General features: G+C 61.0%; 14 protein-coding genes. 7 read left to right on the plus strand and 7 right to left on the minus strand.

Translation table 11 applies throughout. From position 1 onward, the window contains the following. The first annotated feature begins 182 nt into the window (after window positions 1-182). The 6 genes from JKG68_RS26265 to JKG68_RS26290 all read left to right on the plus strand — a co-directional run bounded on the left by JKG68_RS26265 (window position 183) and on the right by JKG68_RS26290 (window position 7,577). Window positions 183-728: a TetR/AcrR family transcriptional regulator gene (locus tag JKG68_RS26265; protein WP_312890979.1), complete on the plus strand. Its 546-nt coding sequence runs from the start codon at window positions 183-185 to the stop codon at window positions 726-728. 143 nt (window positions 729-871) lie between these two features. Continuing rightward, entirely contained in the window at window positions 872-1,939 is a 1,068-nt protein-coding gene (locus JKG68_RS26270; RefSeq protein WP_202064681.1) for an SDR family oxidoreductase, read from the plus strand. A gap of 366 nt (window positions 1,940-2,305) precedes the next feature. After that, window positions 2,306-4,687 (plus strand): hybrid sensor histidine kinase/response regulator, encoded by a 2,382-nt coding sequence (locus JKG68_RS26275; protein WP_202064684.1) that lies wholly within the window; start codon window positions 2,306-2,308, stop codon window positions 4,685-4,687. 34 nt (window positions 4,688-4,721) lie between these two features. After that, window positions 4,722-5,096, plus strand: a complete 375-nt coding sequence (locus JKG68_RS26280) for a response regulator (RefSeq protein ID WP_202064691.1) — start codon at window positions 4,722-4,724, stop codon at window positions 5,094-5,096. Between the two features lie 44 nt (window positions 5,097-5,140). Further along, window positions 5,141-6,727 (plus strand): adenylate/guanylate cyclase domain-containing protein, encoded by a 1,587-nt coding sequence (locus tag JKG68_RS26285; protein ID WP_202064694.1) that lies wholly within the window; start codon window positions 5,141-5,143, stop codon window positions 6,725-6,727. Between the two features lie 148 nt (window positions 6,728-6,875). Continuing rightward, complete coding sequence (locus tag JKG68_RS26290; RefSeq protein ID WP_202064695.1) at window positions 6,876-7,577, plus strand: IS6 family transposase; 702 nt, start codon at window positions 6,876-6,878, stop codon at window positions 7,575-7,577. Window positions 7,578-7,716: 139 nt separating this feature from the next. Here the strand turns inward: JKG68_RS26290 and JKG68_RS26295 are convergent, their stop codons facing one another. The 6 genes from JKG68_RS26295 to JKG68_RS26320 all read right to left on the minus strand — a co-directional run bounded on the left by JKG68_RS26295 (window position 7,717) and on the right by JKG68_RS26320 (window position 14,590). After that, complete coding sequence (locus JKG68_RS26295; RefSeq protein WP_202064696.1) at window positions 7,717-8,805, minus strand: TRAP transporter substrate-binding protein; 1,089 nt, start codon at window positions 8,803-8,805, stop codon at window positions 7,717-7,719. A gap of 110 nt (window positions 8,806-8,915) precedes the next feature. Next, on the minus strand, window positions 8,916-9,689 hold the full coding sequence (locus JKG68_RS26300) for an SDR family oxidoreductase (RefSeq protein WP_202064697.1): 774 nt from the start codon (window positions 9,687-9,689) through the stop codon (window positions 8,916-8,918). Between the two features lie 347 nt (window positions 9,690-10,036). Continuing rightward, on the minus strand, window positions 10,037-10,858 hold the full coding sequence (locus JKG68_RS26305) for a beta-keto acid cleavage family enzyme (protein ID WP_202064698.1): 822 nt from the start codon (window positions 10,856-10,858) through the stop codon (window positions 10,037-10,039). Further along, the gene (locus tag JKG68_RS26310) at window positions 10,855-11,775 is read right to left on the minus strand and encodes a 3-hydroxyacyl-CoA dehydrogenase NAD-binding domain-containing protein (RefSeq protein WP_312890980.1); all 921 of its coding nucleotides are present in this window, start codon (window positions 11,773-11,775) and stop codon (window positions 10,855-10,857) included. The genes JKG68_RS26305 and JKG68_RS26310 overlap by 4 nt, the downstream gene beginning before the upstream one ends. 69 nt (window positions 11,776-11,844) lie before the next feature. Beyond that, a complete protein-coding gene (locus JKG68_RS26315) occupies window positions 11,845-12,831 on the minus strand; it encodes a Bug family tripartite tricarboxylate transporter substrate binding protein (RefSeq protein WP_202064700.1) in 987 nt (328 codons plus the stop codon). Between the two features lie 52 nt (window positions 12,832-12,883). Further along, window positions 12,884-14,590, minus strand: a complete 1,707-nt coding sequence (locus tag JKG68_RS26320) for an IlvD/Edd family dehydratase (protein ID WP_202064701.1) — start codon at window positions 14,588-14,590, stop codon at window positions 12,884-12,886. Between the two features lie 102 nt (window positions 14,591-14,692). Between JKG68_RS26320 and JKG68_RS26325 the strand changes: the two genes are divergently transcribed. Further along, the gene (locus JKG68_RS26325; protein ID WP_312890981.1) at window positions 14,693-15,427 is read left to right on the plus strand and encodes a GntR family transcriptional regulator; all 735 of its coding nucleotides are present in this window, start codon (window positions 14,693-14,695) and stop codon (window positions 15,425-15,427) included. A gap of 167 nt (window positions 15,428-15,594) precedes the next feature. On the opposite strand, the gene JKG68_RS26330 is transcribed toward JKG68_RS26325, so the two are convergent. Next, complete coding sequence (locus JKG68_RS26330; protein WP_202064703.1) at window positions 15,595-16,425, minus strand: aminotransferase class III-fold pyridoxal phosphate-dependent enzyme; 831 nt, start codon at window positions 16,423-16,425, stop codon at window positions 15,595-15,597. Window positions 16,426-16,632: the final 207 nt, after the last annotated feature.

The following is a 16,632-nucleotide window of genomic DNA, read 5'->3' on the forward strand; positions in this document are numbered from 1 at the left end:
GCAACCGTGCTGGCGATCTTCTTCGTTCCCGCGTTCTTCGTCTTCGTTCTGAAGACCTTGAGAACGAAGCGGCCGTCCGAAGAGGTGGACGTGAAGGACGCGCGCGAAGGGGAAGAGGTCCAAGCTACGGAGGCACTTCCCGGGACCGCTGCGCCTGCCCATCCATGACGGAGGTGTTGGACGTGACAGCCCAGCGTTGCGACGGGACGGAGCTGGTCCAGGATCGCATCCTCGATGCCGCGGAGGAGTTGGTCTGCACCCGCGGCATCGCCGGCTTCACCCTCGATGGGGTGGCGCGGGCCGCCGGGGTCAGCAAGGGCGGCCTGCTGTACCATTTCCGCTCGAAGGACAGCCTGATCTCCGGCATGCAGCGCCGCATGGCGTCCCGCATGGCCGACAAGCTGAGAGAGGCCAAGGCCGGGTCGGAGCCCGTCCTCCAGGCGTTCGTGCGGCACCTGCGCCGGGACTACGAACGCGGTGGGAGGTCCTTCGCGCCGCTGCTGCTGGCCCGCGAGCGGGAGGAACCGTGCGAGGAACTGCGATCCCTCCTGGCCTGCATCGTCCGGGAAGGCGGTCATGGCGATGGCAAGGGATCCACGCTGCTCCTGCTGGCAGCCTTAGGGTTGATGCTCTCAAGCCTCGCCCGTCTGCCCTATCCCCTGCCGGAGCATGCGTCCGACCTTCTGGATGACTTGGAGGCCGCGGCCGGCCTGGTCGGCCCGCCATGAGCGCAGGCGGGTTGGCGGACATCGGCGGCGCCCCGTCAGTCGGGAGCCAAGGACCACAGGGCTGTGGTGACCTGTCCGAACGACGCCCTCTGGTCGCCGTCGGCATCGATCCCTAGCTAACCCACCCTGATGAGGAGACTGCAATGGCCAAGACGGCACTGGTAGTAGGCGTGAGCGGGATCGTGGGAAGCGCGACGGCGGCGCATCTCGCGGCAGAGGGTTGGGATGTGCTGGGTCTGGCCAGACGGCCGACCCCGCAGCCGGGCGTGACGCCGATTGCGGCCGACCTCCAGGACGCAGCATCGCTCTCCGCGGCTCTCGCCGAGGTCAAGCCGGAGGCCGTGTTCATCACGACGTGGTCGCGGCAGGCGACAGAAGCCGAGAATATCCGCGTCAACGCCGCCATGGTGCGCAACCTTCTCGATGGGCTGCGTCCCGCGGGCTCTGTTCGCCATGTCGCGCTGGTCACAGGTCTTAAGCACTACCTCGGCCCCTTCGAGGCGTATGGCAAGGGCGCGCTGCCGCAGACACCCTTCCGCGAGACCCAAGGGCGGCTCGACATCGAGAATTTCTACTATGCGCAGGAGGACGAGGTATTCGCAGCAGCCCAGCGCGACGGCTTCACCTGGAGCATCCATCGCCCGCACACGGTCATCGGCAAGGCGGTCGGCAACGCCATGAACATGGGAACCACGCTGGCCGCTTATGCCACGCTCTGCCGCGAGACGGGACGTCCCTTCCGCTTCCCCGGCTCGGCGGCGCAGTGGAACGGCCTCTCCGACATGACCGACGCCCGGCAGCTCGCCCGGCACCTGCTGTGGGCTGCAACAACCCCCGCCGCTTTCAATCAGGCCTTCAACGTGGTCAATGGCGATGTCTTCCGCTGGAGCTGGATGTGGGGCTGCATTGCCGAGTGGTTCGACCTTGAGCCCGCCCCCTTCGACGGCTCCGTCCTGCCGCTGGAAGTGCAGATGAAGGAAGACGCGCCGGTCTGGCGTCAGATTGCGCAGCGGGAGGGTTTGGCGGAGCCGGACCTTGGCCGCCTCGCCTCCCCTTGGCATACGGATGCCGATCTCGGACGTCCGATCGAGGTGGTGACCGACATGTCGAAGAGCCGACGTTTCGGCTTTACCGCTTACCAGCCCACCGACGATGCCTTCTTCGACCTGTTTGCGGAACTCCGGGCGGACCGGCTGATTCCCCGATCCTGACAGGGCCGTCTTGTGGCAACGGCCACCGAATGCCGGGTGGAAGGATGACATCCAAGGTCCGGATTGGGTCAGGCGGCGACGATCCCCTGCCCTTCATGAATGTCCGTTCTTCTGCTCAACTGGGGACGTACGCTCTACTTCCGGGATGTGCCAAATCCAAGACCTTCCGCCACGGCTCACTTCCTACTCTAACGCCCGCTGAGGAGGTCAATTTGCGCCTAACAAGCCAGAATTCCCTGCTTACATCCTCCCTTGTAGTCAGCAGAAGCACGTATGACTGCAAAGGATAAGCTATGGTAGTGTCAGACATGGGGCGGGGACCTAACGGGCACCCGAAGCTTCGGCCAAGCCATGGAGGCTGCCAAGATGATCACCCAAGACCCGGCGGGCGATGCCGCCGCCTCCTCCACGGACGCAAGGTCGGCTGGACAGGTTCAGCCGATATGGCCAAGCCTCCAGAGAGTGCTCAATAGCGTCAAGCGAGCGATCATCCAGCCACAAAGCTCCAGCCAGCGGAAGCCAAAGTGGCATCTGATCTACTTTGCCCTGGCGACCTTCGACATCCTGACCGTTGCAGGCAGTCTGACCCTCAACCACAAGATCATGGAGATCTACTCGGCCTCCGTTGACATCAACCAGCGCTGGGCTGACCGGCTCGCCAGCTTCTCTGACCTCGGCCAAGTCGCCTCAGCAGTCAATGCTCCCGGCAACGACGTCTTCGATACCCGCGACGTCCCCGCTGAGGTGAAGCGACGGGACGAAGCACTCGCGGAGTTCAACAGGCAACTCTCCATCGCTCGGTCCGATCTGATGGCCTCCGTTACCGAGGACCAGGCGGCGCCACTACTCGCACGGCTCGAAGCGGTCTCAGCGGCCATGCGCGACATGTCGGCCGAGGCCGACCTGATCTTCAACTACTTTCGCTCGGGGGAGACCGATCAGGCCGGCCAGCGCATGGCAACGATGGACCGCAAGTACGCCCGGGTCAACGCGGAGCTGGCGGGGCTGAGTGGGCAGATTCGCGAGATCCAGAAACGCCACTTCCAGGAGCAAGTCGCAGCCGCAGAGTACCTCAAAACGTTTGAGTACCTCATTGGAGCTCTGATCGTTCTGATGGTCGCCGGTGTCACCTTCTACGGGCACAAGATCGCACGGAAAGTCCGGGCCGACGAGGAGGCGCTTGAACGATATGCTATTAGCCTGAGCAAGGCACGCGATGAGGCGGCCGCGGCCAGCAAGGCCAAGTCCGCCTTCTTGGCGAACATGAGCCATGAGTTGCGCACGCCGCTGAATGCGATCAATGGGTACAGCGAGATGCTCCTCGAGGAGGTTGAGGATCTCGGGCAGACAGAGCTCAAGCCGGATCTGGAGAAGATCCGGTCTGCCGGTAAGCATCTGCTGGGCCTCATCAACGACATTCTGGACCTGTCGAAGATTGAGGCCGGTAAGATGGATATTTTCGTCGAGACCCTCGACATGCCCAGCCTGCTCGCGGAGGTGCGGGCGATCGTGACTCCCTTGATGGAGAAGAACAGGAACGAGCTCGTGGTCAGCCATGCTCCTGAACTGGGCACCATGCGCTCCGACCAGACGAAGGTACGCCAAATCCTTTTCAACCTCCTCAGCAACGCGGCGAAGTTCACCACGCAGGGCCGGATCACGCTCGAGGTCAGGCGGATTGCAAAGGATGACGGGGACTGGCTCGAGTTCGAGGTCTCAGACACCGGGATCGGAATGACACCGGAACAGATGGCAAAACTCTTCTCGGCGTTCACCCAGGCGGATGCATCGACGACCCGGAATTATGGCGGAACCGGCCTGGGATTGGCGATCACCAAGCATTTCTGCCTCATGCTCGGCGGTGACGTAATGGTCCGGAGCGAGCACGGCAAGGGCTCCACCTTCGTAGTGACCCTTCCGGCCGTCTGCCCCACCACCGACGAAACGCTGCCCCCGGAGCGGGCGGAGGGTACGGCCGGAACGGTCCTGGTGATCGATGATGAGCGCACCACGCATGATCTGCTGGAGCGTGAACTCGGCGCACGCGGCTACCGGGTGGTGCATGCGGCTGGCGGGCGCGAGGGTCTGCGCCTTGCACGGGAAGTGCGGCCCGATGCCATCACCCTCGACATCATCATGCCGGAACTCGATGGTTGGGCCGTGTTGCGGGAGCTCAAGGCGGATGCGGACTTGAAAGCCATCCCCGTGGTTCTCGTAACAGTCCTAGGCGACAGGGAGATGGGTTATGCCCTCGGAGCTGCGGACTATTTAACGAAGCCAGTTGACGCAGATGCATTGCTCGGTGTCTTGGGACGATTCCATGCCGGTGATGGCGAGGTTCCTGTTCTGGTTGTTGATGACGATCCGATCACGCGCGAGATGCTGCGGCGGATCCTATCGAAGCGGGGTTGGTCGGTCACTGAAGCGGCCGATGGATCCGATGCACTGTCCATCCTCGGCAGGACGCGACCGGCGGTGGTTCTCCTTGATCTGATGATGCCCGGGATAGATGGTTTCGAAGTGCTCGACGCAATGCGCCGGGAAGCCACCTGGCGCGAGATCCCCGTCGTGGTCGTCACGGCCAAGGACCTAAGCGCCGAGGAGGCCACCTGGCTCAATCAGCATGCTGAAAAGGTCTTCCAGAAGGGGGCCTACAAGCGGTCCGAACTCGTCGGCGTTGTTCACGACATGATCGCGAGAGGCACGGGGACGAGCGTCTCACGCCAATCAATGGAAGGTGCACGTTAGCCTTACCTTCCTCCCCTGAGCACCGGAGATGCCCATGCCCACGATCCTGCTGGTCGAAGACAACGAGTTGAACCGCGACATGCTCTCGCGCAGGCTCGAGCGCAAGGGTTATGACGTTCTCATTGCCGAGGATGGCGCTAAAGGGTTGAGCGCAGCAACCGATAGCAAACCCGACCTCATTCTGATGGACATGAGCCTGCCGGTTCTGGACGGCTGGGAAGCCACGCGGCGGCTCAAGGCGGAGCCGCAAACCCGGGCCATCCCCGTGATCGCCCTGACGGCGCATGCCATGTCGAGCGATCGGGAAAAGGCCGTGGCGGCAGGCTGCGACGACTACGATACGAAGCCGGTCGAGCTGGAGCGCCTGCTCGCAAAGATTGAACGCCTTCTTCAGGCTGGCTCCCCATGAACCGGGATTTACCCTTCACTGAAGATGGCCGGTCCGAGCGCCTTATGAGCGAACGCCAGACGAACGCACGCCTCTCTCATGTCCGGCAGGAACTGCTGGCTCCTGTGAACGCGATCGCCGGGTACGCCGATATCCTGCGTGATGAGGCAACCCGGCTCGGGCTGCCTGCTCTCATGCCGGACATTGAGCGCGTTCTGGAGTCTGCCGAGGCCTTGCTCGGACTTGTCGAAGGGCTCCTCGACGCCGGAACCACACTGACGCGCCGCGAAGGGGAGAGCCTGCCAGACTTCCAGGAACGCTTGCTTCATGACCTCCGCAACCCGCTCAACGCCATCAAGGGCTACGGCGAGATGCTGCTCGAGGACATCGTGGATGCTGGTGCCGTTTCGTTGCGCCAGGATCTGGAGCGGCTTCTGACCGAGGCAGCCCGCCTCCTTGTCAGCCTCGAATGGATCGTCAATTTCACCTGCTATCATGCTGCCACGGCCGAGACCGAGGACGAACGCACGCGGCTTATGGCGGCCGACCCGCTGCTCGCCATTAGGGCTCCGGACCTTTCCCGTAAGCATCCGCGCGAAACGGGAAGGATCCTGGTCGTTGACGACAATGCGAGCAATCGGGACCTTCTTCTGCGTCGGCTCGAGCGTGAGGGTCATCAGCCGATCGAGGCCCGGTCAGGTCGACAAGCCCTCCAGATTCTCGAGGAGGAGGATGTTGACCTGATCCTGCTCGACCTGATGATGCCTGACATGAATGGCCTCCAGGTTCTGGAACGGCTCAAGGGAAGCAAGCGGCTACGGGACATTCCCGTGATCATGATCTCCGGTCTCCAGGAGACCGGCAGTGTCATCCGCTGTATTGAGGCAGGCGCCGAGGACTACCTGCCCAAGCCCTTCGATCAGGTCCTGCTTAGGGCTCGCATCCATGCCTGCCTGGAGCGGAAGCGCTGGCATGATCGTGAGCTTGGCTATCTGGCGCAGCTCAAGGCCGAAAAGGAGAAGTCCGATGCGCTGCTGCGCAGTATCCTACCGGGGCAGATCGTCGGGCGTTTGAACGGTGGCGAGGTGGTGATCGCCGACCGCTTCGAGAATGTCACGATCCTGTTCTGTGATCTTGTGGGGTTTACCAAGGTGGCCGCACGCATCGCTCCCGGCGACCTTGTCGAGAACCTCAATCGGATCTTCTCAGCCTTCGACGCCCTTGCCGGGAGCTTGGGTGTCGAGAAGATCAAGACCATCGGCGACGCCTATATGGCTGCCGCGGGACTTCCTGAAGTCAGGCCGGATCATGCCGAGGTCATGGCGGAACTGGCCCTGCGCATGCTTGAGACGCTCGAGGGGCTTAACCAAGCTACCAAGATCCGGTTTCGGGCTCGGATCGGAGTGCACACGGGGCCAGTCGTCGCCGGGGTGATCGGCATGAACAAGTTCATCTACGACGTGTGGGGCGATACGGTGAACGTGGCCAGCCGCCTTGAGGCCTGTAGCCTTCCCGGACGCATCCAGGTGTCGGAGGAGATACAACGTGCCCTCGAGCAGTCCTACGAGTTCGAGCCCCGGGGTGTCGTTAGCCTGAGAGGTAAGGGACGGATGGCAACGGCCTTCCTCACAGGCAGGAGACACACCTCATAGATCAAAAAGCCGTGCTTCTATCAGAAAGAACCTTAGCCAAACAGCCAGAGGTCGCCTGGTGGTGCTTGGGCAAGCACGTCCCAGATATCCGGATGGGGTGCTGTCACGTTAACTCGGGCATGACCGCGAGGCGGGTAGACTGGCTGACATGAGCAAGCCCATCAGCTACAAGCGCCATCGTTTCCCACCAGAGATCATCGCCCATGCGGTGTGGTTGTACTTCCGGTTTCCTCTGAGCCTGCGGCTGGTTGAGGAGATGTTGCTCGAGCGCGGCGTCGTTATCTCGTACGAGACCATCCGCCGATGGGCACTGAAGTTCGGGCCGGCGTACGCTCGCCGCCTCAGGCGCAAGCCTCCAAGCCGTCGTGACATCTGGCATCTCGACGAAGTCGTGGTCACGATCTCTGGCAAGAAGCATTGGCTCTGGCGGGCGGTTGATCAGAATGGCTATGTGCTCGACGAAATCCTCCAGAGCCGACGCGACACTAAAGCGGCGAAACGCTTGCTGACCCGCCTCTTGAAGAAACAGGGCTGCCCACCCCGGCGCATGATCACCGACAAGCTCGGTTCCTACGCAGCCGCCCAGCGTCAGATTATGCCAGAAGTCGAGCACCGCTCACACAAGGGGCTCAACAATCGGGCGGAGAATTCGCATCTGCCGTTCCGTCGACGAGAGCGGGCGATGCAGGGTTTTCGATCCCCCAGATACCTGCAGCGGTTCGTCAGTGTCTTCTCTGCCGTCCGCAATCTTTTCGTTCCACCCCGCTCCCGCCGCTCTGCCGCTGCCACCCACCTGCACCGCCTTAACGCGATGGCGGGATGGAAAGCTGCAGCCAACATTGCTGCTTGAGCCTCTCCGACAATCAAATCGGCCTACATGCGCCTGTCGGCAGTTAACGTGATACCACCAGCGCGGGCACGAGTAGGCAGCTTCCTAGCCGTGCCGGACTAAACTTAAGGGAGATCTGAAATGCCGTTGAACTTCCGCATCAGTTCTGGCGCATGGCGAGGAGCATCAGGCTGTCGTAACTGAAATCTGAAATCTGCGTCCATGGATATACCTGGTTCCTGAATGCCATCTGGTGATCAAGGATCTTCTTAAAGGTCGGGTTACTTGCACCTATCTCGGCATACAGCGCAGTCGCAGCCTTGTAGCTCTCTTGCAGAAGATCCTGCGGAAACGCTCTCAGCTGGGCGCCATTGGCAACAAGGCGCCTCAGGGCCACCGGATTCTGAGCATCGTACTTCGCAAGCATGTCCGCAGCCGCATACCCTGCTGCAGTGTTTAGGACTGACTTATACCCAGGTGGAAGTTCATTCCACTTGTCGAGGTTCACAAAGAGGCTCAGCGATGCGGCACCCTCCCAGAAGCCGGGATAATAGTAGTATGGTGCGATCTTAGCTAACCCGAGCTTCTCATCGTCGAAGGGACCAACAAACTCCGCTGCGTCGAGAGTTCCGCGCTCAAGTGAGGTATAGATGTCGCCAGCTGCGAGCTGCGTGGGGACGAGGCCCAGGCGCTGCAGAACATTGCCAGCAAGGCCGCCGATCCGCATCTTTAATCCTGCCAGATCAGCCTTGCTCTTGATCTCCTTTCGAAACCACCCGCCCATCTGGGTTCCGGTTCCACCAAGCGGAAGGTGATAGAGCTTATATGTTGCGTAAAACTCATTCAAAAGATCGTTTCCGCCGCCATGGTAAAACCACGCCTGCTGCTGGCGAGTATTGGGGCCGAACGGGATGCCCGTTCCGAATGCAAAGGATGGATCTTTGCCGATGTAGAAGTAGGACCCGGTATGTCCCATTTCCACAGTTCCATTTTGGACTCCGTCGACGATCGACAGCGGTGGAATAATCTCACCTGCGGCAAAAACTTGGATCTTAAACTTGTTATCAGTCGCTTCCGCAACAGCCTGCGATAAAACTCTGCAAGCGCCATAGATTGTATCCAGTGAAGTAGGATAGCTCGACTGAAGTCTCCAGTTGATCGTTGTTGTGCTCTGAGCGATCGCGGGCATGGCGACGCCGCTGGCTGCAACTCCAAGGCCAGCTGCCTTCATAAACTCACGGCGTTTCATTTGTTTCCTCCGAGATTTTTGACGTGTTTTGTTGACGCTGTTCGAGCTAGGTTACGTTGGGGCTCGCGTGTCGTCTACACTGTGGCCTAATCCTGCTGGATTAGCCACGTCTACATCTTAACTGTTAAGCCTCCATCGACAGTGAGGACATGGCCTGTAATGTAAGAGGATGCAGCACTGGCCAGAAAGATAGCCGCTCCTGCAATCTCCTCGGGCTTTCCCCACCGGCCGAGAGCGCTCCGGGTTGCAAAGTGCTCCGCGACTTGTGGGTCAGACAGCATCGCTGCGTTGGCCTCGGTTGCAAAGCCGCCTGGCGCGATTGCATTGCTCGTGATCCCATAGGGGCCATACTCAGCGGCGAGAGCACGGACCATCCCGGTGAGGCCATGCTTCGTACTCGAGTAAACTGCGTCACCGCTCCGGGCGACATGGCCTGCGATAGACGTAATTGTAATCAGGCGACCTGCGCGCTGAGGCAGCATCAGTCGTGCGGCCTCACGTGCCAAGCTGAACCCTGCAACGAGATTGGTTTCGATGAGACTCCGGATCTCCTGATCTGAGAATTCCAGCAAGGGCTTGCGGCTACGTGCACCAACATTGTTGACGAGGATGTCCAAACAGCCATGTGTTTCTCGGATGGTGTCGAAGGCCTTGGTGAGCGCCTTGGAGTCCGCCACGTCGAACGGCGCTATCGACGCCTGCTGACCATTAGCTCTAATCGAACTGGCTAGGTCTTGAAGACGATCTGCGTTCCGTCCGTTCAGGATAACGTGAGCCCCTGAGCCAGCCATAGCCTTGGCTATTTCCAAACCCAATCCCCGCCCCGCCCCCGTGATGAGCGCGACCCTGCCGGCAAGAGAAAAGGTCTTGAGGTATGGCTGCATTGGTCAATGATCTTTGGGCAAATTGGCGGAGTTGAAGTCATTCAACCAGGGTGGCTGCTAGGACGTTAGGGATAAACCAATCGCTCGTGCGGCTCCGATGAGTTTGGTCAGTCGTGTCCTGACAGGTTGGCAAGAACGAGGTTATCAGCGATGAGCCGGGCCTCAGTTTCATTTGAACCTATGCCATGTATTGCCCGAGCGACTGCCAGAGAGAGCATCTGAGCGCGCACCGCAACATAGTTTGTCATCGGTTACTATCCACCGCCTCTGCCGTTGTGGATCCGGGATCGGAAGCCACTCCGTGCCTGACTTCCCCGCGGCAAGCATATTCCGTTCCACTCCGCGGATCATCGATCATGGGCGAACACGTGCCTAGCCTCCTCGGATGTTGCAACCGCCTGCCCCAGTGACTTGGCTACATCTGCAACGCCGCGGACCAGAGTAGCATTGTCTGGAGCCAAGCTCCCGTCCGGCCGGTGAAGATTATTTTCAAACCCGACACGAACATGGCCGCCCAAGCAGGCCGCCGTGATCGCGCATGCCGCTTCGCGCCGACCGAACGCACAGAGGGACCAAGGCAGATCGAGGGTCCAAGCGTCCAAGAATGGCAAGAGATCGTTCGGCGATGACTGTTGTCCTTGCGTATAGCGCCCGAGGACGAACAACCCACTTGCTCTTGTATGAGGAATGATCTCGCGATCGAGGAGATTGGTGAAGCGGCGCACATCATCGGCATCATAGAGAATATACTGAATGAACACCCCTCGGTCGGCCTGCTCCTTCAGGAACCGGGCGGCCGCGGGCTCGGACGCCGTATCGGGAATGAGCTCGCGAACAGCGGCGGAGAAGGCCTCAGGCTGAAGCGCCTGCATGGCAGCGATCTGCTGATCCGGCGTGAAGATTCCAACCGCTTCGGTCGTGACCTGGACAATCAGATCAGAACCTGCCTCCTTCCGTACGGCTGCATTGGCAGCCCGATAGAGGTCCGGATCAAGGGAATGCCGCCCCTCTGCATCGCGGACATGCAGGTGGATCATGGCAGCTCCCGCCTCCAGGCAACGGGCCGCCTCAATCCCGATCTCGGCTGGCGTGAGCGGAATGGCCGGATGATCGGCTTTTCCACGACGTGCCCCATTGGGAGCAACCGTAATGATCAGCGGGTCCATCATGGCTTTCCCGCAACCTCGGTCCGGGACTTCAGGATCTCGAGTAGCCCCCGATCCCGCCGCTCCTCCAGTTCCTGGATCGAACGGTCGCCGGCCTCGTCAGCCACGCCTTCCACAATCTGTTTCTGCACCTCGGGGCTCAGTGTTGGATTTCCCAGCGCGGCCCATCGTTTGACCTGGCTTGGGCCTAAATGGGAGAGGTAATGCTTGATGCCACCTGGGCCGCCGCCGAGATGATAGGTCATGTGCGGGCCCATGACGGCCCAGCGCAGACCTGGCCCATTGCACAGCGCGGCGTCAATGTCAGCAACGCTAGCCACCCCCTGCTCCACCAGGTAGACCGCCTCTCGATAAAGGGCTGATGACAACCGGTTCGCGATGTGGCCCGGCATCTCTCGTCTCAGGATAACAGGGCGGCGGCCGAGGGTCTGATAGAACTCGGCCGCCTCCTGGATAATGCCTTCGTCCTCCCCGACGAGTTCCACGAGCGGCACAAGGTGTGGGGGATTGAAGGGATGGGCGACGATGAAGCGGTGCGATGTCTTGCACTCCGCAACGATACTGCTTCGCAGGAGAGCCGACGTGCTGCTGGCGACGATAACACCCTCCACCGCCAGTGCATCAATGTCCGCGAGCATCCGCCTCTTCAAGGCTTCGTCCTCTGGAACGTTCTCCTGGACGAAGTCAGCGGCACCCAGCACGTCAGTCAGATCGCCCGAGAACCGCAGCTCGCCCTTCCCACGGATTCCGAGCTCCGCGAGTTGATCGAGGGCATGATCCACAAACGACTGCAGCCGATCCTCGGCACCCGGGCTCGGATCGTAGGCTGCCACGTCAAGGCCATGGCCCAGGAAGAGAGCAGCCCAACTCGCGCCGACGGTTCCGCAGCCGATCACAGCCACCCGTTTGATCGTTGTCACCCTGAGATCTCCTGATGAAGCTGAGCGAACGGCCCGCCAGCCCGTTCAGCCGGCGGGCTACTGACCTTTCTACTCCGCCGCCTTAACACCCGTGGTCTTGATGAGCTCAGACCATTTCTGCATCTCACTGTCGATCAGGCGAGCTGCATCCTCGGGTGTTCCGGGCTTCGGCGTGACGCCCTGAATGCGCATGGCTTCAATGACCTTTGGCGCCTTGAGGGCCTTGACGATCTCTTGATTGAGCTTCGTCAGGATCGACTCTGGCGTCCCGGCCGGGGCAAGAACACCAAACCATGAGCCGACCTCAAATCCGTCCAGGCCCTGGGACGCGACCGTAGGCACACCCGGCATGAACTCGGACGGCTCCTGGGTGGTGACCCCCAACGCCCGCAGTTTGCCTCCTTGCACATGGGGCAGGATGGACGGGATCGTGTCGAACATCACCTGCACATGCCCGCCGATCATGTCCGTCATCGCCGGCCCGCTGCCGCGGTATGGGGCATGAACGAGCTTGGTGCCGGCCATGGAATTGAACATCTCGCCAGCAAGATGCTGGGGCGAGCCGGCGCCCGCTGATGCATAGGTGATCTTCCCAGGCTGCGCCTTTGCCAGGGCAATCAACTCCTGGACGGACTTGGCCTCGACAGCGGGATTGACCACCAGCGCAAGCCCGACATTGCCGGCCAGCGTGATGGGGGCGAAGTTCTTCTTGAGATCAAAGCCGGGCTTGGCCTGCAGGCTCATGTTGATGGAGTGGCTGGTGAGCGCTCCCATCAGCAGGGTATAACCGTCAGGGTCCGCCCGCGAGACGGCAGCGGCTCCCAGGCTTCCGGCAGCGCCTGGCCGGTTCTCGACGATCACGCGCTGGCCAATGGTGTTCGACACCTCTTCAGCAACGACGCGGCCGATGATGTCCGTCGCCCCGCCGGGTGCATAGGGCACGACCAGCGTGATGGGACGGGTTGGGTAGTTCTCCTGGGCAAAGGCGCCGGTTCCAGCCGACACACCCGCTCCGATGAGGGCTGCGGCGCTGATGAGAAGCGTTCTGCGAAGCATGATGTTTCCTCCATGATATTTGTTCTTGAGTTCGCCTGGGTCTTGTCGCCCATCAGCTGAAGTCGAAGTCGCACCCCTCGTCGGCCTGCAACACGCTTTTGAGGTAAAGACCACGGTATCCGCGATGTTCCTCGGTGAGGTGGGCCGGTGGCTGCCATTCTTTCGCGCGGCGCTCCAGCTCGTCCTTGTCCACCAGGAGATCGAGACGGCGCTCGGGCACATCCAACCGGATGCGATCTCCATTCCTCACGAGACCCAAGGGGCCACCAGCCGCCGACTCTGGAGCAATGTGAAGAACAATCGTTCCGAAGGCGGTGCCGCTCATGCGTGCATCGGACATGCGCACCATGTCCTTCACACCTGCCTGCGCGAGCTTCTTCGGGATCGGCAGGTATCCTGCCTCCGGCATGCCGGGAGCCCCTTTGGGGCCGGCATTACGCAGAACCAGGATATCGTCTGGCGTCACATCGAGATCCGGATCGTCGATCCGGGTCACCAGATCCTCAACCGACTCGAACACCACCGCCCGGCCCGTATGCTGAAGAAGCTCGGGCGATGCCGCCGAGTGCTTGATCACCGCGCCCGAAGGAGCCAAGTTCCCGCGCAGGACCGCCATGGCGCCGGTGGCTTTCAGGGGATTATCCCGGCTTCGGATCGTCGTCTGTCCAGGCACGTCCTCGGCCGCATCGGCAATGGCCCCGATGGTCTCGCCGGTGATCGTCACAGCGTCCAGGGCGAGATGATGGCGCAGCTCCTGCATCAGGCGGGGAACACCGCCCGCCCAATGGAAGTGCTCCATGTACTGGGCGCCCGAGGGCTTCAGATCGACCAGCACGGGAACCTTGCGCCCGATTTGGTCGAACTCCTCCAGATCAATCTTGATCCCGCGGCGGCGGGCGATAGCGGCCAGATGAACCAGGCCATTAGTGGAGCCGCCAATCGCCTGCAGTACCACCATGGCATTGCGGAAGGCTGCTTCGGTCATCACCTCGCTCGGGCGCGTTCCGCTCTTTGCCAGCATGACCGCCTGGCGACCACTCGCCTCGGCGGCCCGTATCCGATCCGCATGGGTCGCCGGGATCGAGCCGGTCCCTGGCAAGGCAATGCCGAGCGCCTCAACAAGGCAGCCCATCGTGCTTGCCGTGCCCATGACCATGCAGGTGCCCTGGGTCGGGGCCAGACGTCCACTGACGACCTCCACCTCATCCTGATCCATGACTCCGGCCCGGTGGTTTCCCCACAGGCGGCGGCAGTCCGTGCAGGCTCCGAGCATCTCGCCCTTGTGGTAGCCGACGAGCATCGGCCCTGTGATCAGCTGGATTGCCGGCACGTCGGCACTCACAGCCGCCATGAGCTGGGCTGGCACGGTCTTGTCGCAGCCCCCGATGAGCACCACCGCATCCATCGGCTGGGCCCGGATCATCTCCTCCGTGTCCATGGCCATGAGGTTGCGCAGGAACATGCTGGTTGGGCTGGCAAAGGACTCGTGGATGGAGATCGTGGGGAACTCCATCGGGAGCCCGCCCGCCAGCATAACGCCGCGCTTCACAGCCTCGATCAGGCGGGGCACGTTGCCATGGCACGGATTGAAGTCGCTGAAGGTGTTGGTGATGCCGATGATCGGTCGGTCCAGGGCGTCATCGGAGAAGCCAGCGGCCTTGATGAAGGCCTTGCGCAGAAATAGAGAGAAGCCGGGATCGCCGTAGCTGGTGAGATTGCGGCGCAGGCCGGATGCAGGAGGTTTGGGATCATTGCTCATGACAAGCGATCATCGGTGTGCTACCATAATTGTCAACAATAATGTTGTACTCTGGTTGGGGTTGGTATGGACAGTGTGGAGCGTCAGGCGTCGACAGCCCGCGTGAAACAGGTGGCGAATGCCCTTGAGGAGGAGATCGTGCTTGGGTGGTTGCAGCCTCGGCAGAGGCTGATCGAGGAGGACTTGTCCTCCCGGTTTGATGTCAAGCGGCACGTGGTGCGGGAGGCGATTGCCGAACTCGAGCGCATGGGGCTCGTCGAACGCGTGCAGAACAAGGGTGCGGCCGTTCGTATGCTGAGCTCGACAGAGGTTCGTCAGATCTATTCCGTCCGAGAAGCCCTGGAAACCTTGGCAGCACAGCAGATCCTACTGCCGCCTCGGCCAGAGACGATCGCGACACTAATCGAAATCCAGGAGCAGCATGCTGCTGCAGTTGAGCGGGGAGACCCCCGGGCCGCATTCCGGGAGAACATAGCCTTCCACAATGCGCTCTTCGGGGCCTGTGGCAACCCGCATCTCGTTGAGATTATCCGGAACCTCGCCCAGAAAGTTCATGGTGTGCGATCTTATACAGCGGCAAGCCCCGTGCACCTTGCCCGGGCGAGAGATGACCACTGGGCAATGATCGAGGCCCTCAAAGCGTCAGATCAGGAGAAGTTGGTTCAGCTTTGCCGGGACCACCTCAGCCCGTCCCGTGACACCTACATTGCCTCTCTGGAGCAGCGGTTCGGCAGAACAGGACAACATCCATCGAAGGAATCCCCGGCCCAACCAGAGCCCCCTGGTGAAAATCGCCTCGAACGAAGGTCGAGGTTAGCAGAGAGCTCTGTCACATGAATGGTTTCTCGTTGCCCACTACGGTAGCCCTCCCAGGCGCCTGGTTTTTTGGGGCCTCAGACCGAGCCACCTGACGGGATAGCCAGCTGTCGCAAAGCCTCCTCGACCGTCCTTTATGCCTGATAGAATGCCATTGCATCGAGCTTAGTGCTTCGCTTCTTCCCGGATTACTGCAGAATGTCGGCCATCGATCGATCAAGAACCTGCAGAAGCAGGTCCGCATGCTCGCGCTTGAAGATCATCGAGGGGCGAAGCTTAATGACGTTCTCATACGGACCGTCCGTTCCCATGAGGACGCCAAGTTCCTTTGCTCTATTGGAAAACTTGGAGGCGAAGTCGCCCGCGTGCTCCTTTGTTGAGCGATCCCGCACAATCTCGATCCCGAGGAACAGACCACGGCCGCGCACGTCACCGATTGCCGGATACTTCGCCTGAAAGTCCCTCATTCCCTCAAGAAGATAGGCGCCCTGCTCGGAAGCATTTGCCAGCAGGTTTTCCTGCTCAAGGGTTTCTAGAACCGCAAGGCCCGCGGCACAGGATACGGGGTTCCCGCCGGATGTGTTGAAGTACTCCATGCCATTGACGAAGGCCTCTGCAATTTCGCGGCGGACTGCGACGGCCGCGAGCGGGTGACCGTTGCCGATGGGCTTGCCCATCGTGACAATATCCGGGACGACGCCATGCTCCTCGAAGGCCCACATGGAGCTTCCGACACGACCAAACCCGACCTGCACCTCGTCAGCAATCACGACGCCGCCTGCACGACGAACATGTGCATAGACCTCCTTCAGGTATCCCGGAGGAAGAAAGATCTGGCCAGCCACACTCGGGATCGTCTTAGCGATGAAAGCTGCCGGAGTATGACCTTCCGACGCGAGGCCGGAAATGAGGCTTCCTGCCTCGTTGGCATAATTTCGGGCGATATCCTCCGGCGTTCCCTCGATGGGAGCCCGATAGACTTCGGGAATTCGAAGCTCATGGGTGAAGGGGGATGTCACATTAACCGCGAATACTGCCCTTTACTCGTCAAGAAAAAATCTCGCCCCTAGGGAAATCAACGACTTGGGCTGTGCAAAAGCTGGCCTCGTCAGGCGCCCTAACGGCTATACTCAGATAATATGACATCTCCCGCCCGACTGATGCGCGAGAATGGCCTCAAGGCTCGCCCGAAGCGGCGGTTCAAGCGCACAACCGACAGCCATCAT

Source organism: Microvirga aerilata (genome assembly GCF_016743775.1).
Classification (GTDB): Bacteria; Pseudomonadota; Alphaproteobacteria; order Rhizobiales; family Beijerinckiaceae; genus Microvirga; species Microvirga aerilata.

What these genes read in the sequence shown, in the direction of transcription:
- JKG68_RS26270 (WP_202064681.1), top strand. Translation starts at nt 872, where the DNA reads ATGGCCAAGACGGCACTGGTAGTAGGCGTGAGCGGGATCGTGGGAAGC.
- JKG68_RS26295 (WP_202064696.1), bottom strand. Translation starts at nt 8,805, where the DNA reads ATGAAACGCCGTGAGTTTATGAAGGCAGCTGGCCTTGGAGTTGCAGCC.
- JKG68_RS26315 (WP_202064700.1), bottom strand. Translation starts at nt 12,831, where the DNA reads ATGCTTCGCAGAACGCTTCTCATCAGCGCCGCAGCCCTCATCGGAGCG.
- JKG68_RS26280 (WP_202064691.1), top strand. Translation starts at nt 4,722, where the DNA reads ATGCCCACGATCCTGCTGGTCGAAGACAACGAGTTGAACCGCGACATG.
- JKG68_RS26320 (WP_202064701.1), bottom strand. Translation starts at nt 14,590, where the DNA reads ATGAGCAATGATCCCAAACCTCCTGCATCCGGCCTGCGCCGCAATCTC.
- JKG68_RS26285 (WP_202064694.1), top strand. Translation starts at nt 5,141, where the DNA reads ATGAGCGAACGCCAGACGAACGCACGCCTCTCTCATGTCCGGCAGGAA.
- JKG68_RS26300 (WP_202064697.1), bottom strand. Translation starts at nt 9,689, where the DNA reads ATGCAGCCATACCTCAAGACCTTTTCTCTTGCCGGCAGGGTCGCGCTC.
- JKG68_RS26305 (WP_202064698.1), bottom strand. Translation starts at nt 10,858, where the DNA reads ATGATGGACCCGCTGATCATTACGGTTGCTCCCAATGGGGCACGTCGT.
- JKG68_RS26290 (WP_202064695.1), top strand. Translation starts at nt 6,876, where the DNA reads ATGAGCAAGCCCATCAGCTACAAGCGCCATCGTTTCCCACCAGAGATC.
- JKG68_RS26275 (WP_202064684.1), top strand. Translation starts at nt 2,306, where the DNA reads ATGATCACCCAAGACCCGGCGGGCGATGCCGCCGCCTCCTCCACGGAC.